The organism is Thiosulfativibrio zosterae, assembly GCF_011398155.1.
Taxonomy (GTDB): Bacteria; Pseudomonadota; Gammaproteobacteria; order Thiomicrospirales; family Thiomicrospiraceae; genus Thiosulfativibrio; species Thiosulfativibrio zosterae.
In genome coordinates this window covers 1,989,396-2,015,000 of the sequence record NZ_AP021888.1, presented here as the reverse complement: position 1 = coordinate 2,015,000, position 25,605 = coordinate 1,989,396, and the positions used below count along the sequence as shown (strand labels likewise).

Sequence of the window (25,605 nt, the reverse complement as noted above, 5' to 3'; positions counted from 1 at the left end):
GGAAAGCATGCTGGAGATATCACGAGTGCGAATGCTGACATAAGTAGCGATAAAGGGTGTGAAAAGCACCCTCGCCGAAAGACCAAGGTTTCCTACGCAACGTTAATCGACGTAGGGTTAGTCGACCCCTAAGACGAGGCTGAGAAGCGTAGTCGATGGGAAGCAGGTTAATATTCCTGCACTTTTTATTACTGCGATGGAGGGACGGAGAAGGCTAGGTCATCTTACAGTTGGTTTTGTAAGTTTAAGGTCGTAGGCAGAACCCTTAGGCAAATCCGGGGGTTTAATGCTGAGAACTGATGACGAGTCCGTATGGACGAAGTGATTGATGCCATGCTTCCAAGAAAAGCTTCTAAGCTTCAGGTAATAAAGAATCGTACCCCAAACCAACACAGGTGGTCAGGATGAGAATTCCAAGGCGCTTGAGAGAACTCGGGTGAAGGAACTAGGCAAAATAACACCGTAACTTCGGGAGAAGGTGTGCCCCTGCCGGTGATGAGACTTGCTCTCTAAGCTAGTGGGGGTTGCAGAGACCAGGTGGCTGCAACTGTTTACTAAAAACACAGCACTCTGCAAAATCGAAAGATGACGTATAGGGTGTGACGCCTGCCCGGTGCCGGAAGGTTAATTGATGGGGTTAGCTAACGCGAAGCTCTTGATCGAAGCCCCGGTAAACGGCGGCCGTAACTATAACGGTCCTAAGGTAGCGAAATTCCTTGTCGGGTAAGTTCCGACCTGCACGAATGGCGTAATGATGGCCACACTGTCTCCACCCGAGACTCAGCGAAATTGAACTCGCAGTTAAGATGCTGCGTACCCGCGGCTAGACGGAAAGACCCCGTGAACCTTTACTACAGCTTTGCACTGGACTTTGATACTATCTGTGTAGGATAGGTGGGAGGCTTTGAAGCAGGGACGCCAGTCCTTGTGGAGCCAATCTTGAAATACCACCCTGATATTATTGAGGTTCTAACCTAGGCCAGTGAATCCTGGTCAGGGACAGTGTATGGTGGGTAGTTTGACTGGGGCGGTCTCCTCCTAAAGAGTAACGGAGGAGCGCGAAGGTACCCTCAGCACGGTCGGACATCGTGCAATGAGCGCAAGAGTAAAAGGGTGCTTGACTGCGAGACTGACACGTCGAGCAGGTGCGAAAGCAGGTTCTAGTGATCCGGTGGTTCTGTGTGGAAGGGCCATCGCTCAACGGATAAAAGGTACTCCGGGGATAACAGGCTGATACCGCCCAAGAGTTCATATCGACGGCGGTGTTTGGCACCTCGATGTCGGCTCATCACATCCTGGGGCTGAAGTCGGTCCCAAGGGTATGGCTGTTCGCCATTTAAAGTGGTACGCGAGCTGGGTTTAGAACGTCGTGAGACAGTTCGGTCCCTATCTGCCGTGGGCGTTGGAAAATTGAGAGGGGCTGCTCCTAGTACGAGAGGACCGGAGTGGACGAACCGCTGGTGTTCGGGTTGTCATGCCAATGGCATTGCCCGGTAGCTACGTTCGGAAAGGATAACCGCTGAAAGCATCTAAGCGGGAAACCTGCCTCAAGATAAGTTTTCCCTAGACTTTAAGTCTTCTAAAGGGCCGTTTGAGACTAAGACGTTGATAGGCAAGGTGTGGAAGCGCAGTAATGTGTGAAGCTAACTTGTACTAATTACCCGTGAGGCTTAACTATACAACTCAAAAGTGACTTTGAATGTTGAATTAAAACATTTGAGATGACATGTTGAGCTTGAGAAAATGCTTAGACATTTGAAATTGTTACTAATAAATTTAAACTCTTTACGAGATTTATTCTAAATTCAGTTGTTACTGAGTCAGGGTGTTGATTAAGAATAAAATCATATACAACACTTCAGTAAGAACATAACCCTATTGCTTGGGGACCATAGCAAGTTGGAACCACCTGATCCCATCCCGAACTCAGAAGTGAAACGACTTAGCGCCGATGGTAGTGTGGCAGGTGCCATGTGAGAGTAGGTCATCTCCAAGCTTCATTCCTAAAACCCGCTTATCTTTGATGGCGGGTTTTTTTTTGCCTATACTTTGGTTTTGAGCTATCATCACACGGGTCTTAATAAGAAGAGCTGTCATGTATAAATCTTTTTTTGGTTTAAAAGAATCTCCGTTTAAAATTACGCCAGATTTGGAGTATTTTTATCGTCAATCATCAAGGGATGCAAGCTTAGAAAGCCTTAAATATGCTATTGATCAAGGTGAGGGCATAATAAAAGTCGTTGGCGAGGTTGGTGCCGGGAAGACGACGCTTCTGAAGTTATTATTATCTTCACTGCCTGACAGGTTTTTGACGATTACTCTACCTTCTCCAACCTTATCACCCAAAGAATTTTTACTGTTCATTTGTCAGTCATTGTCCGTGAAAGTGTCTAACGATGATTTTAAGCATCAACTGCTTAAAGCAATTCATGAAAATCTTAAACAACTCAGTTTGTCAGGTACTAAGTTAATTTTATTAGTTGACGAAGCTCAATCTTGTTCTTTAGATTTGTTAGAGGAAATTCGTTTATTATCAAATTTTGAAACTGATAAAAATAAGTTGTTACAAATTATTTTGTTTGGGCAGACAGAATTAGACATTACTTTAGAGAGTCTTGAGGCTAAGCCACTCAAGGCAAGAATTTCTTCTTCAATTCATTTGGAACCATTTACAGCAAAGGAAATTCAACAATATTTAAATTATCGAATGCGAGTGGCTGGATATTCTGGTGAGGACCTTTTCGGTTACAGTCTTTGTAAAGAAATTGCCCATTTAACCCTGGGTTTACCTCGTGCGGTTAATATCTTAGCGGATAAACTACTTCTATTGGCTTACTCTAAGAATACCCATCATTTATCCAAAAAGTTATTAAGACAGTTACCAGGAAACTACAATCATAGCAGTCATGTTTTTCTGTCAATAAAAGCTTTGTTTGGCGTTTTATTAATTGTAGTGTTAGGTTTGTTTTTAGTAATTAATTCGACTAGCTATTTGCAAAAGCTTGATTTAAATCTTGATTATTTTGATCGCAAAACTTTAATGGAAGATGCTAAAACTGAGGTCATTGATTATGACATCGATAAAGTCGTAAGCACTGTAAATGATTCCGTGAGTCCAAAACCGCAAGAGGCCATTCAAGATGAGTTGCCACAAGTCGAAGCGCCTGTTTTAGTTGAAATAGACCAAAATAAAGATGTTAAAGAGTCATCAAAAGATGAAGAAGCATTTATAAACTTTCAAAAATCTACACAAAACATTTATGAAAGCTTACCAAAGGTTTTTTATACATTGGTTGTAATGAAGGGAAAAAGAAATGATTTAATACAACCATTTATGGCTTTCAATGCAAAGTTAACGGCTGAACAAAAAGCAAGGTTATTTACTTTTTGCAAAGATAATTACTGTATTATTTTCTATGGTTACTCTAATAGCCCTCAAATATTGATGGATTCTGCCTCAAGCTTAGTAAGTTATGATGGAAAACCATTCAAAGTTATTAGATTATCAGAGGTAAATGCTATAATCCCTTAAAACTTATTTGGAATAACCTTGAGTGCATATTAATTTATTACTGCTTTTAGTTATCATCGCTTTAACCGCATGTAGTGGTTCACAAAAAGTAAAGCGTGACGGTTTTGCACCTCAAGTTTCTGAGAAATTTGACCCTAAGGGACATTTGTCGTCTGAAAAATCTTTTGACAATCCTGCTTCCCCGATTCCAGACATATCTACTCTATCCCCAATTAATATCGCACCTGAAACAAGTGTATCTAATAAACTTTACAGCGTTTCAGCACTTAATGTGCCAGTTGAAGAAGTTTTATTCCAATTATGTAAAGATGCTGGTTATGAATTAACCTTGGATAACCAAGTTAAAGGTAAAGTATCTTTAAATGCCATTAATCAGCCTTTAGATACCATTTTAGAAAGATTGGTTTCACAGGTTTCTGGATTGTATGAAATTGGAAAAAGCTCTATAAAAGTGACGAAAGATTCACCACTTTGGATGAGCTATCCAGTTAATTATGTGAATTTGAAAAAGAAAAGTATTGAAGCTATCGTCATGAAAATGACAGTAGGAGCAGTTGCGGGCGCAACTTCTGTTGACAATGGTTCTGCTGACACACAAACCAAAGTTGAAATGATTTCTGAAAATGATTTTTGGGAGTCTCTAAGAGCCAACCTTGAAGCTTTAGCCCGTAATAATATCTCGCAAACAGCTGCAAATCCAGCCACTGCCTCTGCTGTTAATAGTGGCACAAACCCTCCTGCAACAGCGGCTTCAAATAATGCTCAGACGATTTCTAATGTCGTTATTAATCGTGATTCTGGCTTAGTATCTGTTTATGCGACTAAATTGCATCATAAAATGATTCAAACTTACCTATCTAATGCATTAGAGCGTTCAAACCGACAGGTTTTGATTGAGGCTACCGTGGTTGAGGTAGAGCTTTCTGATGAATATCAAGCAGGTATTGATTGGACAACAATCAGTGGTAATGCCCAAGCCAGTCAGTCAATGACGGGTACTAATTTTTCTAATAAACCTGGTATGAGCGTCAATTATTTGGATAGTTTTACCAATTTTAGTGTTTCTGCATTGCAGCAATTTGGTGACACTAAGGTGCTATCTAGCCCAAGAATTATGGCAGTTAGTAACCAGACAGCATTGTTAAAGGTTGTTGATAATGAAGTTTATTTTACGGTAGAGGTTAATGTAGAAACTGGAACGAATGGTAGCGGGAATTTAACAACTTATCAAACAACGGTTCATACCGTTCCTGTGGGCTTTATGATGAGTATTACTCCGTTTGTAACGGATAATAATGATGTTTCAATTAATGTTCGTCCGACAATCTCTCGTATTATTGGTTACAGAAATGATCCAAATCCTACATTAAGTGAGCAAGGTATTGAAAGTCCCATTCCTATTATTCAAGAAAGAGAAATGTCTACGGTTTTAAAATTGCGCAATAATCAAACCGCAGTCATCGGTGGGCTGATTCAAGATACGCATTCCAATAATAGAGCAGGGATTCCTGGCTTGAGCAGTATGCCAGGTATTGGGGATTTATTTGCTTATAGAGATGATACGATTAAAAAGAATGAGTTGGTTGTTTTTATAAAGCCAATAGTTGTTATGAACCCAGATGTTAATTTTGGTGATTTACAAACTCTTAAACCGTTTCTTAATACTGAAACCATGAATACTACGGCGATTAAGTAATATGAGCGCCTTATTAGAAGCCTTAAAAAAAGCTGCTGAAGAAAAAACAAAACAGAAGAGTGTTTTGTCTCAAGATACACCGGACGCTGTAAAAGACACTAAAACAGGCTCAGATCAAAATTTTAATTTAAGTTTAACTGCAGAAACTAATGCTAATGCCACCAAACCACAAGATACACTGCCAGCTAGTTCAGCGCCTCTTAACCTGTTTGAGTTAAATTTAAACGACTCGTCCGATCAATCTGATCAGGCTTCTCCTGTTACAGAACAGCTGAACGAAGTTGACGGCAACACATCAGATAAACGCTCTAATGAAAGTAATGAAGAAGATCAATTAGAAGAAACCATTCCCTTCTCTTTAGTTGACCATGATGAGGTAGCTACCTCTAAAGAAATTGCAGATGATTTAGACCCACCTGTTTCAGAGCCAGCAATTTCCTTTGAAATAATGCCCGTCAATAATCATGAAGAAGAACTTAAGTCTGCCCCCTTAGTTCCAGATATAGAAGTCGAAGAAAGTATAAAAACTTCTGAAACGCTTGTTGACGCTTATTCACATGAAGATCATTTAAAAGAAGAGGCGTCTTTGCCTATTGAAAATGATGAACAAGCTTTACCTGAAAAACCAAAATTAACAGATACTAGCGATTTTTCATCAAGCTCAACCCATTCCACCACTGAGGTTGAAAAACCAACGGTTGATAGGGTTTCAATTCTTGATAAAGAGCAAGTTGATGATTTTGACTGGAGTTTGGCTAATATTCCCGTGTACAAGCAACAAGTCAGTCCAGAGCAAGCATCGACATCTGGAAAAATTTTAAAGGGTCTTGAAAAGTCATCCTCTAAAGCCCCTTCAATCCGCTCTAAGATGCTTTTAATTGTTTTGCTAATTCTTTTAGTGTTAACAGGTATCGTTTTTTATTTGATGACTTATTACGAAGAGCAAAAAGTAACTGCCCAACAAAGTTTGAATCGTTTCAATTTGCCTGCTAAGTCGAATGCTGAATTACCTAAGTCTGACAAAAGTCAGAAGGATGAAATGAGTAAGCCTGCAGATGGACCAGCTGCTACTGATTCAAAGCAAGATAATCCTGTTTTAGACTCTGATGATGCACAGGTGCAGCAGGTCATTACAAAGTTTGAGTTTGTACCTTCTGAACCGCCCGTAAAAACGATTGAGGTTATAAAAAATAATACACCTGTTAAAGCCGCTCCTAAACCCGTTAAAAAAGATAAATCTTCATTGGTTATAGATTCGAAACCCAATATTTCGAATGAGCAAATTGCTTATGAAGCTTATTTGAATCATGATTATAGTGTCGCTAAACTCTATTACCAAAAGGCGTTAGATGAAAACCCCAAAGCTTTTGCATCCCTTTTTGGTCTTGGAGCCATAGCGGTTCATGAAAAAAATAATCAAAAGGCATTTGAATATTATCAACGCGCAGAACAAATTGATCCGAATCATCCAAAGTTACAAGTTGCGTTGACTGCATTGAGAGCTGCGGCAGGTAACTATGAGGATTGGTCCGAAGTACTTAAGTCACAAATTAATAAAAATCCACAAGATGCGACGCTCTACTTTTCACTGGGTAACTTGTATGTAAAACGCAAAGATTGGGTTAATGCTCAGGAAAACTTCTTCAAAGCGCTTGAATTAGCGCCTGACAATATGCAATTTGCTTTGAATTTAGCGATTAGTTTAGATCATCTTGGGCAATACAGATTAGCAATTCGTTATTATCAAAAAGCCTTAGTTTTGGCATCAGAGCGCAATCCTCTGCCTTCTTCTGCCCAAGTTAAAAGTCGTATACTCGCAATTCAGCAGTTTTTAAGAGCGGAGAAATAGCGTGGCGATTAAACCTGTACGTATCGGTGAACAACTGATCGAAAAGGGCTTGGTTTCTGCCGACCAACTGCGCATTGCATTAGCCGAGCAAAAAAAAACAGGAAAAAAGCTAGGTGAAGCTTTATCAAGCCTAGGATTTTTAACTGAGGAAGCTGCTCGTGAGGCCATTGGTGACGCGGTAGGTTATTCCTCGATGTCACTTAAGGGTGTCGTCCCTGATTCTGATGCTTTGCAGCTGATTTCTGAAGCTTTTGCCCGCGCCAATCTCATTATGCCAATCAGCCTAGGTAGTGATCAATTGAAGCTGGCTATGGCGAATCCTGATGACATTATTTTGCTGGATAAAATTCGTCGTCATATCAAAAAAGATATTCGTTTAGCCCCTGTATTAGTTGTTGCTAAAGAAATTCAAACGGCTATTGACTACTATTATGGATATGAACTCTCTATCGACGGCATTATTCATGAGTTAGAAACTGGCCAAGTTGATAATTATAGCCTCTCTGATCAAGCAGAATATTCTCAGCCAATGGTGAGATTGGTTGATAGCATTTTAACGGACGCGGTCAAAAACAGCGCTTCTGATATCCATTTTGAACCTGAAGAACATTACATTCGCATTCGTTATCGCATTGATGGTGTCTTGCAGCAAATTCGTTTATTGCATAAGTCTTTGTGGTCCAGTTTAGTGGTACGCTTGAAGGTGGTTAGTAATTTGGATTTGACTGACCAAAGATTGCCGCAAGATGGGCATATGGACTTGATTGTTTATGGGCGTCGTATTGATTTCAGGGTTTCTTCTTTGCCTGGTACTCATGGTGAAAACTTTGTTTTGCGTATTCTTGATCGTGATAAAGGTATCGTTCCATTAGAAAATCTTGGTTTAGATCCGCACAGTTTCCAACAGTTAAAGCTAATGATGGCGCGCCCTACCGGAATTTTGTTGGTCACTGGTCCAACGGGTTCAGGTAAAACAACCACGCTTTACTCAATGCTCAATGAGATGAATGAAATGGGTGTCAACATTATGACACTCGAAGATCCAGTTGAATATCCGATGACATTAATCCGTCAAACAGCTGTTAATGAAGATGTTGGTCTAACTTTTGCTGCGGGTATCAGATCCTTATTGCGACAAGATCCAGATATTATTCTGATCGGTGAGATTCGTGATGGAGATACTGCGCAGATGGCAATGCGAGCTGCGATGACAGGGCATCAAGTTTTTGCTACTTTGCATACTAACTCAGCCATAGGCTCAATTCCTCGTTTATTGGATATTGGAGTAACCCGCTCTATTTTGTCAGGGAATATCATTGGCATCGTTGCGCAGCGTCTAACGCGCAAATTATGTGAATCTTGCAAAAAAGCCTATACACCTGAGGCCTTTGAACTCAGCTTGTTGGGTTTTGAGCCTCATGAAAAACCTGTGCTTTATAAAGCTTGTGGTTGCGAAGCTTGTAAGGGATTGGGTTACAAAGGTCGACTGGCGATTTTAGAAACCTTGCGCTTTACAGAAGAAATGGACAGTTTGCTTTTAGAAGGTGCTAGCCAGCACCAGATCTTGGCTCAGGCTGTTAAACAGGGTTTTTTTACCATGACGCAAAGTGCTTTGCGATGGGTGAAGTCGGGGCACACGACTTTAGAAGAAATCAGTCGCGTTGTCGATTTAACTGAACTACTTTAAGACTTATGCATGAGTTAGCTTCATGCTGAGTCTGTGAATAATCTCAAGGTATCCAATTGATTAATTATAAATACAGCGGTATCAATCAACATGGCAAACGCGTCAGCGGTATTGTTCAGGCTGATAATGCGCTGGACCTTGAGCAAAGACTTGCCTCTGCTAATATTGATTTATTGAGCTTTTCTGAAAAAAAAGCCAGTATCTTTTCGAGTTTCTCGCGTAAACGCGTGACACGGCGAGATGTCATTATCGTTACCTCTCAGTTAAGACAGCTCTTAAAAGCGGGCGTTTCTTTGATGGAAATTATCAACGATCTCCGTACTACCTATGAAAATCCTGCCGTACAAGAAATGCTTGCAAATGTTTATGAGTCAATGGAGGGCGGAGATAGTTTATCTGAGGCGCTACAACCCTATGAACTTGAATTTGGGCAAGTGTATTTATCTTTGTTAGCGGTTGGGGAGCGAACAGGGCAGCTTGAAAGCATTTTAAAAAACCTAGAGGAAATGCTTAAGTGGGAAGAGAGCTTAATTTCAAAAGCTAAAAAAGTCATGATTTACCCCAGTATCGTCGCTTTTGTCGTACTCGCTGTCGTTATTTTGATGATGGTTTTTGTGGTTCCACAGATGTTGAGTTTTATTAAAGAAATGGGTGGTGAGCTTGGGTTTGCGACTTTAAGTTTAATTGCAACCTCCGAATTTATTCAAAATCATTTGATAGAAATTCTTATTTCACCTTTCATTATTGTCCTAATTATCAAACAATGGCTGCAACGCTCTCATGCTTTTAGGCTCTGGTTTGATGAATCCTTGTTGAAAATTAAGTTGTTTGGTCCGGTCATGTATCAGCTTAAGATTGCCAGGTTTTCGAATTCCTTAGCGGTTATGTACGCAGCCGGAGTGAGTTTTATTGAAAGCTTAAAGCTGTCTTCCAGTGTGGTTGGTAACAGTTATATCGAGAACAATATTAGTCAGGCCATCAGATTAATAGAAGAGGGTTCATCCATTAATGAGGCTTTTATGAATGCTAAAGTCATGCCCTTAATGGCGACAAGAATGGTTAAGGTTGGCGAATTAAGCGGTAATATGGATGAGGCTTTGCACGAAGTCAGTCGCTTTTATGATGTTGCCGCTAAAGAAACCATCGATAAAATTGAGCCAGCGATAGAGCCCATTTTGACAGTGGTTATGGCTGTTGTGGTTGGATGGGTCATGATGGCTGTGCTAGGTCCAATTTACGATACTATTTCAGGCGTTCAATAAATGGATTTTTTACTGTTCCTTAATGAAGAAAATGTCATAGTTACTGCACGAAGTGATCAGGCAGATGTTGTTGATGACCATTTGTTTTCATGGAATGAAAGTGAAGAATTAGAAGCGTTTTTACAGACTTTGCCTGTCGATTCCGTTATAGGCGTGTGCTTGGACTTTAATGACGAAGTCATTAAAACGGATTGGCATCCCAAGTTATTGCCTTGGGAAAAGGGTTCCATTGAAAAGCGCCAGTCACAAAAGCTTTATGCTGAAGGTGCAGCATTTGTTCATTTTGTGTGGAACCCTCATTATCGCAAGAATGAGCAGGGTAGAGAAGAACAAGAGGCGAGAATTGCTTCAGTCACTAAAACAGACTTCCTAACCAAGTTTTTTAACTATGTTGCAAGTCAGCGGTTAATTCTAAAGTCTATCTATTCAACAACCTTCTTGATTGAAGGTTTATTTGCAGAAAATATTCGAAAATCCCTCAGTATATCGGCCAAAAAAGCTAAGCAACCCATGTTGCTTATGTTTAGAGAGTCTAAATTCATATTTAGACAAGTGCTACTGAATGAGGGCCAGGTTCAATTAACTCGTATGATTGAAGTTGATCGCAATATTGAAAACGATCTTGCCATCATTTATGCCGTTATTGATGAAGCAGCACTGATTATCCGTTACACCTATACTCAAAAATTACTGGAGTACAACACGCCAGTGGCATTGGTGTATGTTGATAACGATGATGCCTCATCTGAGCTTGTCTTAAATCTCTACCGTGAAAAGGTCGTCTTAAACTCTTGGGATTTAGATTCACTTGTTTTATCAGCCTGTCATTATGGCCAGATTGTTAATCAAAAAAACAAATCAACGCCTTTAGTTTTTAGACAAGTTTTAGCAAATTATATTTTTAATAAAAAACCAAAAGGTTTTTATCAAAACTCGCTTACCCAAAAGGTAAATAAGCTACTACAGTACAAAACGCTGCTAACGGCTTTTACAGCGATCGTGTTATCGGCAGGCGTTTATTACAGTGGTATGCAATGGATTGACTCTCAGGTATTGAATGAGTCTGTGACAGATCTAGAGTTTAAAAAAAGCCAATATCTACAAGAAATACAAAGAATAGAGCAAACAATCCAAATGAAGTTTGATGCTGAGGACATTAAACAAATTGTTGATTTTTCAAAAAAAGTAATCCAGTCTAAATCTGAAAAGCGATTAGGGTTTGACCTAGTTGCTTTCAGCCATCAAGTGCTAGAAGCACATCCCGAAATTCAACTAACCAAGATGCAATGGAAGCAAGTTGGCACATATGATGCTATGTCTTTACAGGTGACTTTAGAAGGCGAAATTGGTCCTTTTAAAGGGGTTTTTAAACCGACCGTTGCAAACTTGGATAAGTTCATTGCCGATACCAAGGCTTTTCCAAATGTGAAAAATGTGAATTTATTACAAACCCCCTTGGAGTTGAATTTGAATAAGTCCTTTGCAATGAGTTTGGATCATGAAATCGATCACCTACCTTTTAGTTTAAGCTTTGAGGTGGACTATGTTGATAGCCCTTAACGATCCTTTAGTTAAGCGCTTCATATTTCTACCAGGCCTGGTCCTTTTAATCGGTGCGACATTATTAAGTTCAAGCATTATGCTGCAAAGCGAATGGCTAGGACAACAAGAAGCCACCTATCAATCGACCACTCAAGAAGCAACACGATTACTCCAGAAGGTTCGTTTCTTAAGAAATCAAGAGGCGCTTTACCTTCAATATGGTGACCAGTATGCCGCTGTTATGCAGAAGGGGCTGGTAAAAGATTTTGATCGAGTTGCCTGGGTTGACGGTCTGTTAAGAGTTACTGAAGCCTTGCAGATATCGGGTTTAAAGATACTGATAGAACCAGAGCAACTGATTAAAAAGACAGATTTGAAAAGTCAATTGATTAAAAAAGACATTTTCTACTACACTCGAATTAATCTCGCTTTTGGTCTACAAACTGATGTGGACTTATTGAAAATGATGGATTTAATTTCTCAGGAGATCTCGCCTCACTTTTTTGTTGAAAAGTGTAAGTTAGAGATGCCATATAAAGCTGGTGAACACTTAGATTTTAATCCGCTCAACGGAAATATTTTGGGCGAGTGTTCCTTAATTGTATTCCAAGCCAAACCGAGTGAGCTAAAAACAGGAAGTTAATCATGAAACTGAAAAATGCATTAGCGTTATTCAGTTTAGGATTATCACTAAGTATTTCGTCGCTTGGTAGTTTTGCTGAAAACGCACAGGATACCCCTGTCTCAACGGTAACCCCTTATACGCGTTACCCTGAGACAAAAATATTTATGACCGAAAAACAACGCATGGAAATTGAAAAAATGCGTTCAGATTATTTGGATAAAAATAATACTGCTGCTGATGCCATCAAAATGCCAGTCAAAACGGTCGTTATTGTTTTGCCTGAAAAAATTGAGGTTTCCAGTATCGTCATTAATCCAGATGGGTTGAAAAAAGTCAGAGTTAACGGCGCATACCACACGCCTAAGTATAAAGATTGGTGGTTGGATTTAAAACATACTTCAGAATATGAAGCTGCTTTTTCTGTGGCAGGTAAACTTGTAAAAGTGCCTGTTGGCAGTACCTATTGGGTGAGTAAAAAAACGCTTGTCAAAACGGTTAATGATGAAGATTTGCCGGCGGTCGCGCAAGCTGACAATGACCTATCAAAAAACTTGACGGCATTAACTTTGCCGCTAACAATAGCGTCTTTAACAAAAGCCGAACTTTAGCCTCATCTCTATTCTTGAATGGGGCTTATTTAAGGAGTCCAAGTGACATTCAATTTAGAAACCCTCACTTTGTATATTCCCTTCGTTGTCGTTTTAATCTTAATTTTTATTTCTCTGCATCAATATCATCAAAGACGCCTGCAGCAATTAGCCTTAGAGCAACTTCAGCAACAATTGCTTGAAAAGAATATGATCAATGAGAAAATTGAGCATCAATTGGCGCTTTTACAACCCTACGAATTACAATCTAAATTACTCGCCGCAAAAATAGACGAACTTGAAGCTCAGGTCGCCTCCCTAAATAGCCTTATCACAAGTCAACAAGAGAGTTTTGAGAGCTTGCAAGGCAAGTATCAAGCCTTAAGGGTTGAGTTAGCTGAAAATCAGGTGACTCTAATTAAAGAGCAAGACGCCTATCAGGAAAAGCTGCAAATTTTTGAACAAGCCAAACAACAAATGTCTCAAGAGTTTCAAAGACTGGCGCAAGATGTATTGGAAACTAAGCAAGTTCAAATAACTCAGCAAAGCAAGACCTTAATTGGCGGTATGATTGAGCCGATGCAACAGGTTATGCAACAGTTTAAAGACCGTATTGAATTGGTTCACAAAGAAGATTTAGAAGGTCGCGCTTCACTGGCTGAACAATTAAAACAGCTCCAGGCGTTAAACAGTCGTATGTCTGATGATGCTAAGAACCTGACTCAAGCCTTAAAAGGGGATAGTAAGCTACAAGGTAATTGGGGAGAGATGATTTTAGAAAAATTGTTAGAGTCCTCGGGATTAAGAAAGGGTGTTGAGTTTGAGAGAGAAAAGGTTTTAGAGGAAGATGGGCATCGTATGCGGCCAGATGTTATTTTGAATCTACCAGGTCAAAAACATATCGTGATCGATGCAAAAGTTTCTTTAACCGCCTATGAGTTGGCAATAAATGCCGCTTCTCCTCAAGAAATTAAAAAGCATGCTCAAGAACACTTATCGAGTTTATCAAGACACATTAAAACTTTAGCTGAAAAAAGTTATCAAAATCTAAACTTAATCACCGCGCCAGATTTTGTATTGATGTTTATACCCATAGAAGGGGCATATTTAATGGCGATAGAGTCAGATCCTTCGATTTTTGAAAAGGCATTTGATCAAAAAGTCGCTGTAATAACCCCTACAACCTTGTTTACGACCCTCAAAACCATCGAGCAGCTGTGGCGATATGAAAGACAATCTGAGTACACTCAGCAGTTGATTAAGCGTGCGGCAGAAGTGCATGATAAGTTTGTTGGATTTATTGAAAACTTTGAAAAGGTTGGTAAGCAGCTGTCGAATGCGCAGACGATCTATAATACAGCTAAAAATCAATTATTCCAAGGTTCAGGAAATTTGGTGAGGCAAGCTCAAATGCTAAAAGAACTGGCGGGTAAAACCAAAAAAGAAATTCCGACTGAGCTTTTGGCCGAAGCAGATTTGTTAGATGAGTAAAGAAAGACATTGCAGCTTAGTTAGCTAAGAAAGTGTTGCTTGGTATGTTTTAGTTAACGATACCAAGCAAAAGTGAATGGAGAGTCTAAAATCCGATTGGTAGATTACTTAGCGGGTTGAGCCGAGAAGTAGGCCGCCAAATCTTTAATTTCTGCATCGCTCAGTCCTTTTGCAAAAGACTTCATGGTTGCATCATGTCTAAAACCATCACGGTAATCTTTTAAAGATTTTTCTAGATAAGCGGCATGTTGGCCTGCCAATTTAGGGAAATTTGGCACTAAGCTATTACCGTCTGCACCGTGACAGCCAACACAAGTTTTTGCCTTAGCGGGCATTTCTGCCATGGCTGCGCTACTGAAGATTATAGAAGTGGCCAGTGTCAATAAAATCTGTTTTTTCATAAGGTTTCTCAAGGTTTATCCAAAAAATTTAATCAAACACTAATTTATAGCGATTTAACTGTGGGGTCAAGTTGAATGTTTTGAAGCAAGTTTACAATGACATAAACAAAAAAACCGCTTAAAGCGGCTTTTTTGCTAAACTTCAAAAGAGTTTATTATAGGCTTGCAGTGTAAGCAGCGATGTTTGCGATGTCTGCATCAGAAAGACCAGCAGCCATAGGAGCCATCATTGAAGTCATAGGACCAACTTGCTCACCAGCTTTGTACTGGTGCAATTTGTGTGAAATGTCAGCAGCAGCTTGACCAGCTAATTTTGGACCAACTCCACCTTCACCAGCGGCACCATGACAACCAACACAAGTAGCATAAGATGCTTGACCTGCAGCAACATCACCAGCTTGTGCAGCTGCGCCAAAAGTTAATAAACCAGTTGTAGCTAAAGCAACGAATAATTTTTTCATACTGTACTCTCCTAAGCACGATTACAAATTTAGGGTTAAACCCTTATGTCATATTACAGACTAGTGCAGCATTATAGTCAAGACAATACTCTTGAGCAAGGCTTAAATGTAATGAAGAAAATGTGGCTTTAAGTCAAGGGTTGTAAATTAATGGCTTTAAATATCCAAACAAGCAGGCCAATCCAATTTAAGTTATTCTAAGGCAGTTATAAGTTTTAAATATGAGGTTGGTTATGACGATTATTCGACTGTGGTTATTGGTGTTAATTATGACGGGCATCAGCTGGGTTATTATGAAATTGATCCGAAAACCCATGCATATAGGTTTGATATTTTTGTTTTGGATAGTCGCTATTTTAGGCTCTACGGCATTGCTCTACATGGTTTCGGTTTGGTTTGTTTCAAGTCAGTAAGATTTTAGTTTAAGGCTAGGGTGTTGTTTGTAAAGCCTCTTTAAAATCCTCTCGAAGTCGTTGAAAACTTTGGTAGCGACTGACATAAATTTGCTCATTTTCAACAGCGTCTTTAATGGCGCAATTCGGTTCTATGCTGTGCGTGCAATTGTGATATTTACATTTGCCTAAAAACTCGGCAAAGTCTGGGTAAGCTGCTTCTAGTTGATGTAACTCGCAAGGGGAAGGGGTGAATTGGCGAACCCCTGGTGAATCGATTAAATTACCACCGCGATTAAGATGGTACAAAATGCTGTTGGTGGTAGTATGCTTTCCAAGGCCTGTGGATTCGGAGAGGCTGTTTATTTTGATGTCTATGTCAGGAATTAAAGCATTAATTAAGGATGACTTACCCGCGCCAGAAGTCCCCACAAAGACACCGTTTTGATGCGATAGTTTATCTTCAAGCTCATCTAAGCCTTCTTGACTAATACTAGAAACGGGAATGATTTCTATATCCATTTCAGAATAGGGAATAAGCAGCTCTGAAATGGCTTCCCAGTGTTCGTCAGACTCAATGAGGTCGATTTTGTTTAGAATGATAAACATCGGTAAGCCCAATTGATGTCCAGCAACTAGATAACGATCAATCATGTCAGGATGAACACCCGGTTCAACCGCCACCACGATACCGATACAGTCAATGTTGGCAGCAACCATGCGCGTTTGGCCACGAAACCCAGGGCGGCTGAGCTCATGGCGTCTTGGCGTAACCGCTATCGCAACGCCTGTTTTGTCTTCTAAGCCAGGTTGCCAAGTAACCAAATCGCCCGCAACCAGTTTGCCTAGGTGTTGTCTTATAGTGCAGTTATAAATCTCACCGCTCTGCGACTCGACCAAAATGCGTTTACCAAAGTTGGTAATGACCAAGCCTTCTTCTGAATCTTGGAGTGTTTCAGCACTTTCGGTGATGGCTTGTTGATTGTTTGAAATTCGGCGTTGTTGCTGTTGGCTCAGTTTGCGTTTAGACATAGCGCTTAATCGAGCAATGCATTGATTTTAGCAGCCAGAATAAAGTCATTTTTAGTGACGCCTTTGACAGCATGAGTTGTCAGTTTAATTTTGCATTCATTGTAACCAAAGCAAATTTCCGGGTGATGGTCTTCTTTATGGGCTATCCAAGTAACGGCATTCACAAATGAGATGGTTTGGTGGTAGTTTTTAAATTTAAAGGTTTTATCCAGAGTCATGTAACTGAGTGCCACTTCCCATCCCGGAATGGTATTCATATAGCCTTCAATGGTTGGAATGATCAGCGGTTTGCTGCCTTTTACGATTTCTTCGCATGATTGGTCTTTAAGAGGGATGTTTGAATCAAACATGGTGTTTCCTTTAGAAATAATAGAGTGTTTAAGCAAGTGACTTTAAATGATCTATACGAATTTTTGCCGGCGGATGGCTGTCGTGATAGCCAGAGTAACTTGGGTCTGGCGTTAAACTGCTGGCATTGTCGCGATACATTTTAAGGAGTGCGGAGATTAAGTGTTGTGCACTGACATGCTTTGCGGCAAAGGCATCGGCTTCGAATTCATGTTTGCGACTTTTAATTGCGCTAATCGGGCTTAAAAAGAAAAATACCACTGGCAGCGCCGTCATAAACAAAAGTAAAGCCGATGCTGGCGTTTGCGTGGTCATGCCTAAGCTGCTATAAAATTCGGGCAGTTGTGCCAGCCAACCCAATAAAGCTAGGCCAATAAAGCTCAGTGCAAAGCTTTCAATTAGGCGTTTTTTAATGTGGCCGTGTTTAAAATGTCCGAGTTCGTGCGCCAATACGGCTTCAACTTCTTCGGGGGATAAGGTTTCAAGCAAGGTGTCAAAAAAGACAATGCGTTTGTTTTTTCCAAACCCAGTAAAGTAGGCATTGCCATGCCCAGAGCGAGATGAGCCGTCCATCACAAAAATACCATTGGATTCAAAGCCTGTTCTTTCTAAAAGCGCTTCAATACGCTGTTTCATTTCACCGTCTTCAAGTGGGGTAAATTTATTAAAAATGGGCGCAATCCATTTTGGATAAGCCCAAAGCAATAATAAATTAAATCCCATCCAAACAATCCAAGTGTAAAACCACCAGGCCTGGTCAAAATAAGCACTCATAATGCTTAAAACAAGCCATAAGAGTGGCACACCTAGCACGAGCATCAGTGCCCAGCCTTTCACTAAGTCTGTTATAAACTTAAGCGGTGTGGTTTTGTTAAAGCCAAATTCGGTTTCAATTTTAAAAGTGCTGATGATTGCAAAAGGTAAATGCAGCAATGACAAAAACCACAGAGTTGAGAGTAAAAAGCCAAGGTCGCGCCAGATGGCATCGAGTTCGGTACCAAGCCATGCGTTATAAATGTCTTGGAATCCACCACCTAATGTCATAAATACCAAGATGGCCGCATCAAAAAAAAGCGCAAAGCGAGAGAGTTGCAATTTGGCTCTGGAATAGTCGGCCGCTTTTTGATGCGCTTCTAGGCTGACTGCTTGACTGAAATCTTCAGGCACAGCGTTACGGTGTTGTGAAATATGAAACTGATTCTTAATGTTTAACCAAGTTTCAATGGCCAAGTTAAGCACAAGGGTGCTGATAAAGAGAGTGGTAATCCAAGTCATAGTGTTGTGTACTTTATCAAATCAGTTAATAATAAACGAAATATTGTAAAGCAAATTCAGCAGGGCATGGGGGTGAAAATGAAATCCGAAAATAATTTGATCTGGATAGATTTGGAAATGACGGGTTTAGAAGTGCGTCATGACACCATCATCGAAATTGCCACAGTCATCACGGATGCGAACCTCAATGTACTTGCCGAAGGACCTGTTATGGCCATTCATGTGGAGCAAGCTAGGTTAGATGCGATGGATGAATGGTGCACCACCCACCACGGCAATTCTGGTCTTACCAAGCGCGTTCAAGAGAGTGGCATCACTTTACGACAAGCCGAGTTGGCCACATTAGAGTTTATTAGACAGTATGTGCCCAAAGGGCAATCACCCATGTGTGGCAACAGTATTTGCCAAGATCGTCGTTTTTTAATAGAAGAAATGCCAGAACTAGAGGCGTTTTTTCATTACCGCAATTTAGATGTGAGCACGCTTAAAGAATTGGCAAAGCGCTGGGCACCCCAGGTTTATTCTTCTCATCAAAAGAAGAGTGTGCATCTCGCGTTAGATGATATTTACGAGTCGATTGACGAGCTCAAGCACTATCGACAGTTCTTGCTGTCTGGTGTTGCGCAATAAAAGCGCTCAAGAATTGCCAAGATTTCAATTGAAATGAATTTGTTGGCTTTATAAAACAATTAAATTTAGATATAATCTCATCTTTCCACTTGCTAATTTGTAAGTGATTGTATTTTTTCAGTTTCAGGTATTTTGAATCTAAGGTATTCGAGATAGCTGAACTTAACGGAGGACTGAGTTGTGGAAATGACTGGTGCCCAAATTCTCATACATTATTTAGAGGACGAGGGCGTAGAGCACATATGGGGTTATCCAGGCGGAGCGGCATTGCCAATCTATGATGCCTTGGATACTGACGCCAAAACTTTAAAGCATATTCTTGTTCGTCATGAACAAGCTGCGGTGCATGCTGCAGATGGTTATGCACGCTCTACAGGTAAGCCAGGAGTGGTTCTTGTGACTTCAGGCCCAGGTGCAACCAATACTGTTACAGGTATTGCGACAGCTTATATGGATTCTATTCCTATGATTGTCATCACCGGGCAAGTGCCAACCGCATTAATTGGCTTGGATGCATTCCAAGAAATTGATACGGTTGGAATCACAAGACCCATTGTCAAACACAACTTCTTAGTTAAGGACGTCAATGATCTAGCGAGTACGCTCAAAAAAGCATTCTACATCGCCACAACAGGCAGACCCGGCCCAGTTGTCATTGACCTTCCAAAAGATGTCCAAAACGCCAAAAGCACCTACGAATATCCACAAGAAGTTGATTTGCGCTCCTACATACCTGTAACAAAAGGGCATAGCGGACAAATTAAAAAAGCCGTCGAAATGATGCTTAGCGCAAAAAAACCGATATTTTATACCGGTGGAGGGGTCATTCTTGGTGATGCTTCTGATGCTTTGCGTGAATTAGCGCAAAAATTGGGTTATCCCGTCACGAATACCTTGATGGGATTGGGCGTTTACCCACCTAATGACAAACAATTTTTAGGTATGTTGGGCATGCATGGTACTTATGAAGCGAATTTGGCTATGCATAATTCTGACTTAATCATTGCGATAGGTTCTCGTTTTGATGACCGTGTGACTGGGAACTTGGAAAAATTCTGCCCAGAAGCAAAAGTCATTCATGTGGATATTGACCCTGCTTCCATTTCTAAAAACGTTGCGGTAGACATTCCGATTGTCGGACCTGTCAACCAAGTGTTGCTAGAAATGCTGAATGTATTGGCTAAGATGGACACGCAACCTGACCAAGAAGCGCTGGCTTTATGGTGGGAGCAAATTGATACTTGGCGCAAAGTTGATTGCTTGGCATTTGATAAGTTAAGCAAAAAAATTAAGCCTCAAGCAGCCATGCAAGCCGTGTATGAAGTCACTAAGGGTGATGCTTATGTGTCATCTGATGTAGGTCAACACCAAATGTTTGCTGCGCAATACTACAAGTTTGACAAGCCGCGTCGTTGGCTAAACTCAGGTGGATTGGGCACGATGGGCTTTGGTTTGCCTGCTGCCATGGGTGCACAAATGGCGTTCCCAGATGCTACGGTTATTTGTGTGACAGGTGAAGGCTCTATTCAAATGAATATCCAAGAGCTTTCAACCTGTATGCAGTACGGTTTGCCGGTTAAGATTATTTGCTTAAACAACGGTTTCTTGGGAATGGTGCGTCAATGGCAAGAGTTCTTCTATGATCGCCGTTATTCCATGTCTTACATGGATTCATTACCTGATTTTGTGAAGTTGGCTGAAGCCTACGGACATGTTGGGGTGCGCATTGAAGATCCAAAATTGATGATGTCACAGTTAGAAGAAATTTTCTCTGACAAATACAAAGACCGTTTGGTGTTTGTCGACATCATGACGGATCAACAAGAAAACGTTTATCCAATGATTCCTGCTGGTGCAGGGCTTAATGAAATGATTTTGGTATAGGAGTAATAAGATGAAACATATTATTTCTATGCTTATGGAAAACGAATCTGGTGCGTTATCTCGCGTTTCTGGGCTATTTTCAGCGCGTGGTTACAACATCCATACTCTGAATGTGGCACCGACAGAAGATGCGACCCTATCGCGTTTGACTTTGGTAACCAGTGGTTCTGAACAGCAAATCGAACAGATTGTTAAACACCTTAACCGTTTAATAGATGTTGTTAAGGTGGTTGATTTATCTGAAGGTAATCACATTGAGCGTGAATTGATGTTGATTAAAGTATCTGCAACGGGCGAGATGCGTGAAGAGTTTAAGCGTTTAACCGATATATTCCGTGGTCAAATTGTGGATGTTAATGGCACCATTTACACCATTCAGTTGGTTGGAGAAAGCCAAAAGCTAGATGCTTTTATCGAGGCCATTGACTCTGGGCTCATCATTGAAACGGTTCGTTCTGGAACTGTTGGTTTGATGCGCGGCGAAAAATCACTTCATATTTGATTGAAAAGATTTCAAATTTAATTTAATAACCCTTTTGGCGACTTGGTCGCCAAACTTATTTAAGGAAACAACATGCAAGTTTATTACGATAAAGATTGTGATTTATCAATCATCAAAAGCAAAAAAGTCGCCATCATTGGTTTCGGTTCTCAGGGCCATGCACATGCCGCTAACCTTCAAGATTCAGGTGTAGATGTTACGGTTGGTTTGCGCGCGGGTTCTTCTTCTATTAAGAAGGCACAGGGTTACGGTTTAAAAACGGCTGATGTTGCAACAGCGGTTGCTGGCGCTGATGTGGTTATGATTTTAACGCCAGATGAATTTCAATCCGTATTGTACAAGCAAGAAATTGAGCCAAACATCAAGCAAGGTGCTGTTCTTGCATTTGCTCACGGTTTTGCCATTATTTATAACCAAATCGTTCCACGCAAAGATTTAGATGTCATCATGATCGCGCCAAAAGCACCAGGTCATACAGTGCGTTCTGAGTTTGTTCGTGGGGGTGGTATTCCTGACTTAATCGCGGTTCATCAGGATGCTTCTGGTAAGGCAAAAGAAGTTGCACTATCTTACGCTTCTGGTGTGGGTGGTGGACGCACAGGTATCATCGAAACCACTTTCCGTGAAGAGTGTGAAACTGACCTATTTGGTGAGCAAGCCGTTCTATGTGGTGGTGCAGTTGAGTTGGTTAAAGCAGGCTTTGAAACTTTGGTTGAAGCAGGTTATGCACCTGAGATGGCTTACTTCGAATGTTTGCACGAATTAAAGTTGATTGTTGATTTGATGTTCGAAGGTGGTATTGCCAACATGAACTATTCAATTTCTAACAACGCAGAATACGGTGAATATGTGACTGGCCCACGCGTCATCAATGACGAGTCTCGTAAAGCTATGCGTGAAGCTTTGGCTAACATTCAGTCTGGTGAATACGCTAAGCAGTTTATTTTAGAAGGGCAATCAAATTATCCTTCAATGACTGCGCGTCGTCGTCAAAACGCAGAGCATGGTATTGAAGTTGTGGGCGGCAAATTACGCGCCATGATGCCTTGGATTGCAGCTAACAAAATTGTTGACCAAGACAAAAACTAATCCATTGCGTCTTAAGGCGTTATGATTAGACACAGAAACCCGGCAAGTCCGGGTTTTTTTATTGGGATATTTTGAGTAAAGTATTTGATATTGAATCAAAAAATCACTATAATTCCGCTTCTTTGTTTTTAAGTAGAAAAGTCTAGTAAAACTGGCTTTTCGTAGAAGAAATAGTGGCTAGGAATTCCTAGCCTCGCCGATCAAGATAGGAGAAATACAATGGTCGTTATTCGTTTAGCCCGTGGTGGAGCCAAAAAAAGCCCTTATTACCGTGTTATGGTCGCTGATGCTCGTAATGCAGCAACAGGTGGATTCATTGAACAAGTTGGTTTTTATAACCCAGTTGCTCGTGGACAAGAAGAAGTTAGCCGTCTTGATATGGCGAGAATTGAATACTGGGTATCTAAAGGTGCTCAAATCAGCCCACGCGTAAAAAGCGTCATTAAGCAAGCTACCAAGTAATTTAAGTATTACGGTCGTAGTCTAAGGTCAATCAATGAAAGACGAAAGAATTATTGTTGGCCAAATTAATGGTGTTTTTGGGGTGAAAGGTTGGGTGAAAGTATTTTCCCATACCGAACCCCGCGATAATATTATTAACTATTCGCCTTGGTGGTTAAACATTCAAGGTGAGTGGAAACCCTTTGATGTGCTGGATGGTCAGACACAACAAGGGGGTAAAGCTGTGGTGGCTTTGCTCAAAGGCATAGAGGATAGGGAAGTTGCGCGTTCTTTTATGGGTGCGCAAATTTCCATCACGCCTGACCAATTAGATGCGTTAAGAGACGATGATGTCTATTACTGGCGTGATCTAATGGGTTGTGAAGTGATCAACCAAGATGATGTTTTGCTTGGAACGGTGACCGAATTGGTCGAGACAGGCGCACATGATGTGCTGCGTGTTGTTGATCAAGCTCAATCAACCACGATTTTAATTCCCTATGTATTTGATGTTTATATCGAAGAAATTTCTTTAGAAGATAAGCGCATTTATGTTCATTGGGATTTAGAAGAAGAGGTTGATGAAACCAATCAGGAAGGTTAATGCGTTTTGATGTGATTACCCTGTTTCCAGAAGCCTTTACTGCTTTAACGGAATCAGGTGTTTCTCGGCGTGCTTTGGTGCAGGGGCTTTACGAGTTTAAAGCTTGGAATCCCCGCCAGTTTACGCAGGATAAACATCAAACTGTTGATGACCGACCTTATGGCGGCGGACCTGGGATGTTGATGATGTATCAACCGCTTAAGGACACCGTCGATGCCATTAAGCAAGATATTGCTGGCGAACTTTCGAAAGAAAAAGCCCAAACTCATGTGATAGTTATGTCGCCACAAGGCAAGCCCTTGACACAACAAAAAGTCGCAGAGTTGGCGCAAAAGTCGCACATTACGATTGTATGTGGACGCTACGAAGGGATTGATGAGCGATTCATCAATTCGCAAGTAGACGAAGAAATTGCCGTAGGTGATTTCATCGTGAGCGGCGGAGAGTTACCTGCCATGATGATGATGGATGCGGTGATCCGTTTGGTACCTGGTACCCTTGGTCATCATCTTTCGGCGGTGCAGGATTCTTTTTCGGATGGTTTGTTAGACTGCCCACATTACACCCGACCTGAAGAGGTTGATGGCATGCGAGTGCCGGATGTACTGTTGGAAGGTCATCACGCTAAAATTGATGCATGGCGCCACGCACAAAAAATTTCAAGGACGCAAAATCGTCGTCCTGATTTATATGAAGTTTATTTAGCGGATAACGCCAAATAACTTTGTAAGACAATTTGGATTCAACCTCTGGGCTTAGATTGCCGAATGTTGGATAAATAAAAATTCAGAGATAGACTCTCTGATAGATATGGAGTGCTTAAAGATGAGCGATATCATCAAGCGTATTGAAGCAGAACAAATGACCAAACAACTACCAGATTTTGCACCTGGTGATACAGTTGTGGTTCAAGTTAAAGTAAAAGATGGTAACAACGAGCGTTTACAGGCTTATGAAGGTGTTGTAATTGCTAAAAGAAACCGTGGTTTAAACTCTAACTTCATCGTTCGCAAAATTTCTCACGGTGTAGGTGTGGAGCGTACTTTCCAAACTTACAGCCCATTAGTTGAAAGCGTTGTTGTTAAGCGTCGTGGTGCGGTTCGTCGCGCAAAGCTTTACTACCTACGCGATCTTTCTGGTCGTGCTGCGCGTATCAGAGAAAAAGTGTAATCACAAAGCCGTTTGGGCAACTGCCCAAACACCTTGTGTCACTGCAGAAAGCACTCCTCGGAGTGCTTTTTTGTTTTCTGAAAACTAATCAAACCCTAAGGTTAAAATTTTTCTATACTTTGCGGTATGACGAAATCAATTAAAACCTCCAAACCACAGACAAAGTTAGCACCGCAAATAGTGCAGTTTATTCAATCCCTAAGAATCCTGGATGGATTGAGTGAAAACACGCTTTCAGCCTACCAAAATGACCTTAAAAACTACCAGGCCTGGTTAAATTTACAGGGTTTTTCAGATCTTTTGAGCATTTCTTCAGCCCAATTAGAGGATTATGTTTTTGCGCTGTTCGAGCAAGATAAGCAACCTAAATCGATTGCCCGAGCGATATCCAGTCTTAAGCGTTTTTATCAATTTTGTGTGGTGCAAAATTTAATTCTTCAAGACCCGGCGGCGCTATTAAAGCCCCCCAAGCTGAGTGCCATGATTCCTAAAGTAATCAGCGAATCTCAAATTGAGGCATTGCTCAATGCGCCTGATGTATTATCGGTTTTGGGTTTGCGGGATAGAGCCATTTTGGAGTTGGCTTATTCTTCAGGCTTAAGGGTTTCTGAGTTGGTTGAGTTGCCTTATGAACAAATTAACTTGTCAGCCGGATTGGTGCAGGTTACAGGCAAAGGTAATAAAGAACGTATCGTGCCTGTGGGTGAAGAGGCCATTGATTGGTTGCAAAAATATTTACAAACTTCGCGTCCTAGTTTGGTTAAGCAGAAGTGGGTAGGGACGCTTTTTGTATCCAGAATCGGGCGTCCTATGACGCGCCAAACATTATGGCATCGCATTAAACATTTAGCCGCAGAAGCGGGTATTGTGATGAATTTATCACCTCACAGCTTACGCCATGCTTTTGCCACGCATTTGGTCAACCATGGCGCTGATTTAAGAACCGTGCAGTTGCTGTTGGGTCATGCCGATTTATCAACAACTCAAATTTATACCCATGTGGCCAAGGCAAGGTTGCAAGCCCTGCATCATAAACATCACCCAAGAGGGTGATGCTTTTCATCTTTGATTCATTGTTTTTTACAATTGTTGTGATACGCTTGCA

General features: G+C 40.9%; 24 protein-coding genes and 2 rRNA genes (1 of these 26 cut by a window edge). 21 read left to right on the top strand and 5 right to left on the bottom strand.

What is annotated here, in order from left to right; all coding sequences use genetic code 11:
- The 11 genes from THMIRH_RS09305 to THMIRH_RS09255 form a co-directional block, all read left to right on the top strand.
- Positions 1–1,678 (top strand): 23S ribosomal RNA (locus THMIRH_RS09305); it begins 1,183 nt to the left of the window's first position.
- Positions 1,679–1,881: 203 nt separating this feature from the next.
- Positions 1,882–1,996: ribosomal RNA gene (rrf, locus tag THMIRH_RS09300) — 5S ribosomal RNA — on the top strand.
- 99 nt (positions 1,997–2,095) lie between these two features.
- Positions 2,096–3,532 carry an ExeA family protein gene (locus THMIRH_RS09295; RefSeq protein ID WP_173291831.1) on the top strand — a complete coding sequence of 479 codons (1,437 nt, stop codon included), beginning with the start codon at positions 2,096–2,098 and terminating at the stop codon, positions 3,530–3,532.
- Between the two features lie 22 nt (positions 3,533–3,554).
- Positions 3,555–5,228: a type II secretion system protein GspD gene (locus THMIRH_RS09290; RefSeq protein ID WP_173291830.1), complete on the top strand. Its 1,674-nt coding sequence runs from the start codon at positions 3,555–3,557 to the stop codon at positions 5,226–5,228.
- A gap of 1 nt (position 5,229) precedes the next feature.
- Positions 5,230–7,077, top strand: coding sequence for a tetratricopeptide repeat protein (locus THMIRH_RS09285; protein ID WP_173291829.1), 1,848 nt, complete (start codon positions 5,230–5,232; stop codon positions 7,075–7,077).
- Between the two features lies 1 nt (position 7,078).
- Positions 7,079–8,764: a GspE/PulE family protein gene (locus tag THMIRH_RS09280; protein ID WP_173291828.1), complete on the top strand. Its 1,686-nt coding sequence runs from the start codon at positions 7,079–7,081 to the stop codon at positions 8,762–8,764.
- Between the two features lie 56 nt (positions 8,765–8,820).
- Positions 8,821–10,026 carry a type II secretion system F family protein gene (locus tag THMIRH_RS09275; RefSeq protein ID WP_173291827.1) on the top strand — a complete coding sequence of 402 codons (1,206 nt, stop codon included), beginning with the start codon at positions 8,821–8,823 and terminating at the stop codon, positions 10,024–10,026.
- Positions 10,027–11,586 (top strand): hypothetical protein, encoded by a 1,560-nt coding sequence (locus THMIRH_RS09270; protein ID WP_173291826.1) that lies wholly within the window; start codon positions 10,027–10,029, stop codon positions 11,584–11,586.
- On the top strand, positions 11,570–12,211 hold the full coding sequence (locus THMIRH_RS09265) for a hypothetical protein (protein WP_173291825.1): 642 nt from the start codon (positions 11,570–11,572) through the stop codon (positions 12,209–12,211). Before THMIRH_RS09270 ends, THMIRH_RS09265 begins: the two co-directional genes overlap by 17 nt.
- A 2-nt stretch (positions 12,212–12,213) precedes the next feature.
- Entirely contained in the window at positions 12,214–12,801 is a 588-nt protein-coding gene (locus THMIRH_RS09260) for a hypothetical protein (RefSeq protein ID WP_173291824.1), read from the top strand.
- A gap of 42 nt (positions 12,802–12,843) precedes the next feature.
- A complete protein-coding gene (locus tag THMIRH_RS09255) occupies positions 12,844–14,271 on the top strand; it encodes a DNA recombination protein RmuC (RefSeq protein WP_243831427.1) in 1,428 nt (475 codons plus the stop codon).
- A 104-nt stretch (positions 14,272–14,375) separates the two neighbouring features.
- Here THMIRH_RS09255 and THMIRH_RS09250 read toward each other — a convergent pair whose 3' ends face one another.
- Positions 14,376–14,672: a c-type cytochrome gene (locus THMIRH_RS09250; RefSeq protein ID WP_173291823.1), complete on the bottom strand. Its 297-nt coding sequence runs from the start codon at positions 14,670–14,672 to the stop codon at positions 14,376–14,378.
- Between the two features lie 155 nt (positions 14,673–14,827).
- Positions 14,828–15,133, bottom strand: a complete 306-nt coding sequence (locus THMIRH_RS09245) for a c-type cytochrome (protein WP_173291822.1) — start codon at positions 15,131–15,133, stop codon at positions 14,828–14,830.
- 233 nt (positions 15,134–15,366) lie between these two features.
- On the opposite strand from THMIRH_RS09245, the gene THMIRH_RS09240 reads away from it, so the two are divergent.
- Positions 15,367–15,546: a hypothetical protein gene (locus THMIRH_RS09240; RefSeq protein WP_173291821.1), complete on the top strand. Its 180-nt coding sequence runs from the start codon at positions 15,367–15,369 to the stop codon at positions 15,544–15,546.
- A gap of 15 nt (positions 15,547–15,561) precedes the next feature.
- On the opposite strand, the gene rsgA is transcribed toward THMIRH_RS09240, so the two are convergent.
- The 3 genes from rsgA to THMIRH_RS09225 are packed head-to-tail and all read right to left on the bottom strand — an operon-like array spanning position 15,562 to position 18,180.
- Positions 15,562–16,557, bottom strand: a complete 996-nt coding sequence (gene rsgA / locus THMIRH_RS09235) for a ribosome small subunit-dependent GTPase A (RefSeq protein ID WP_173291820.1) — start codon at positions 16,555–16,557, stop codon at positions 15,562–15,564.
- Between the two features lie 5 nt (positions 16,558–16,562).
- Positions 16,563–16,907: a 4a-hydroxytetrahydrobiopterin dehydratase gene (locus tag THMIRH_RS09230; RefSeq protein WP_173291819.1), complete on the bottom strand. Its 345-nt coding sequence runs from the start codon at positions 16,905–16,907 to the stop codon at positions 16,563–16,565.
- A gap of 28 nt (positions 16,908–16,935) precedes the next feature.
- Positions 16,936–18,180 (bottom strand): M48 family metallopeptidase, encoded by a 1,245-nt coding sequence (locus tag THMIRH_RS09225; RefSeq protein WP_173291818.1) that lies wholly within the window; start codon positions 18,178–18,180, stop codon positions 16,936–16,938.
- 78 nt (positions 18,181–18,258) lie between these two features.
- Here THMIRH_RS09225 and orn point away from each other — a divergent pair, with 78 nt between their 5' ends.
- The 9 genes from orn (at position 18,259) to xerD (ending at position 25,553) form a co-directional block, all read left to right on the top strand.
- A complete protein-coding gene (gene orn / locus THMIRH_RS09220; RefSeq protein WP_173291817.1) occupies positions 18,259–18,810 on the top strand; it encodes an oligoribonuclease in 552 nt (183 codons plus the stop codon).
- Between the two features lie 180 nt (positions 18,811–18,990).
- Positions 18,991–20,694, top strand: coding sequence for an acetolactate synthase 3 large subunit (locus tag THMIRH_RS09215; RefSeq protein WP_198415223.1), 1,704 nt, complete (start codon positions 18,991–18,993; stop codon positions 20,692–20,694).
- A 10-nt stretch (positions 20,695–20,704) separates the two neighbouring features.
- Positions 20,705–21,196: an acetolactate synthase small subunit gene (ilvN, locus tag THMIRH_RS09210; RefSeq protein WP_173291816.1), complete on the top strand. Its 492-nt coding sequence runs from the start codon at positions 20,705–20,707 to the stop codon at positions 21,194–21,196.
- Between the two features lie 72 nt (positions 21,197–21,268).
- Entirely contained in the window at positions 21,269–22,285 is a 1,017-nt protein-coding gene (gene ilvC / locus THMIRH_RS09205) for a ketol-acid reductoisomerase (RefSeq protein WP_173291815.1), read from the top strand.
- Between the two features lie 219 nt (positions 22,286–22,504).
- Positions 22,505–22,747 carry a 30S ribosomal protein S16 gene (gene rpsP, locus THMIRH_RS09200; RefSeq protein WP_173291814.1) on the top strand — a complete coding sequence of 81 codons (243 nt, stop codon included), beginning with the start codon at positions 22,505–22,507 and terminating at the stop codon, positions 22,745–22,747.
- Positions 22,748–22,781: 34 nt separating this feature from the next.
- Entirely contained in the window at positions 22,782–23,330 is a 549-nt protein-coding gene (gene rimM, locus THMIRH_RS09195) for a ribosome maturation factor RimM (protein WP_173291813.1), read from the top strand.
- A complete protein-coding gene (gene trmD / locus THMIRH_RS09190; RefSeq protein ID WP_173291812.1) occupies positions 23,330–24,052 on the top strand; it encodes a tRNA (guanosine(37)-N1)-methyltransferase TrmD in 723 nt (240 codons plus the stop codon). Before rimM ends, trmD begins: the two co-directional genes overlap by 1 nt.
- Positions 24,053–24,155: 103 nt before the next feature.
- Complete coding sequence (gene rplS, locus THMIRH_RS09185) at positions 24,156–24,500, top strand: 50S ribosomal protein L19 (protein WP_173291811.1); 345 nt, start codon at positions 24,156–24,158, stop codon at positions 24,498–24,500.
- Between the two features lie 126 nt (positions 24,501–24,626).
- Positions 24,627–25,553: a site-specific tyrosine recombinase XerD gene (xerD, locus tag THMIRH_RS09180; RefSeq protein ID WP_173291810.1), complete on the top strand. Its 927-nt coding sequence runs from the start codon at positions 24,627–24,629 to the stop codon at positions 25,551–25,553.
- Positions 25,554–25,605: the final 52 nt, after the last annotated feature.

Coding starts and splice junctions, on each gene's coding strand:
- xerD (WP_173291810.1), top strand. CDS start 24,627: ATGACGAAATCAATTAAAACCTCCAAACCACAGACAAAGTTAGCACCG.
- THMIRH_RS09225 (WP_173291818.1), bottom strand. CDS start 18,180: ATGACTTGGATTACCACTCTCTTTATCAGCACCCTTGTGCTTAACTTG.
- rplS (WP_173291811.1), top strand. CDS start 24,156: ATGAGCGATATCATCAAGCGTATTGAAGCAGAACAAATGACCAAACAA.
- THMIRH_RS09265 (WP_173291825.1), top strand. CDS start 11,570: ATGTTGATAGCCCTTAACGATCCTTTAGTTAAGCGCTTCATATTTCTA.
- THMIRH_RS09270 (WP_173291826.1), top strand. CDS start 10,027: ATGGATTTTTTACTGTTCCTTAATGAAGAAAATGTCATAGTTACTGCA.
- rpsP (WP_173291814.1), top strand. CDS start 22,505: ATGGTCGTTATTCGTTTAGCCCGTGGTGGAGCCAAAAAAAGCCCTTAT.
- THMIRH_RS09230 (WP_173291819.1), bottom strand. CDS start 16,907: ATGTTTGATTCAAACATCCCTCTTAAAGACCAATCATGCGAAGAAATC.
- ilvN (WP_173291816.1), top strand. CDS start 20,705: ATGAAACATATTATTTCTATGCTTATGGAAAACGAATCTGGTGCGTTA.
- THMIRH_RS09250 (WP_173291823.1), bottom strand. CDS start 14,672: ATGAAAAAACAGATTTTATTGACACTGGCCACTTCTATAATCTTCAGT.
- rsgA (WP_173291820.1), bottom strand. CDS start 16,557: ATGTCTAAACGCAAACTGAGCCAACAGCAACAACGCCGAATTTCAAAC.
- orn (WP_173291817.1), top strand. CDS start 18,259: ATGAAATCCGAAAATAATTTGATCTGGATAGATTTGGAAATGACGGGT.
- THMIRH_RS09285 (WP_173291829.1), top strand. CDS start 5,230: ATGAGCGCCTTATTAGAAGCCTTAAAAAAAGCTGCTGAAGAAAAAACA.
- THMIRH_RS09245 (WP_173291822.1), bottom strand. CDS start 15,133: ATGAAAAAATTATTCGTTGCTTTAGCTACAACTGGTTTATTAACTTTT.
- THMIRH_RS09240 (WP_173291821.1), top strand. CDS start 15,367: ATGACGATTATTCGACTGTGGTTATTGGTGTTAATTATGACGGGCATC.
- ilvC (WP_173291815.1), top strand. CDS start 21,269: ATGCAAGTTTATTACGATAAAGATTGTGATTTATCAATCATCAAAAGC.
- trmD (WP_173291812.1), top strand. CDS start 23,330: ATGCGTTTTGATGTGATTACCCTGTTTCCAGAAGCCTTTACTGCTTTA.
- THMIRH_RS09260 (WP_173291824.1), top strand. CDS start 12,214: ATGAAACTGAAAAATGCATTAGCGTTATTCAGTTTAGGATTATCACTA.
- THMIRH_RS09295 (WP_173291831.1), top strand. CDS start 2,096: ATGTATAAATCTTTTTTTGGTTTAAAAGAATCTCCGTTTAAAATTACG.
- rimM (WP_173291813.1), top strand. CDS start 22,782: ATGAAAGACGAAAGAATTATTGTTGGCCAAATTAATGGTGTTTTTGGG.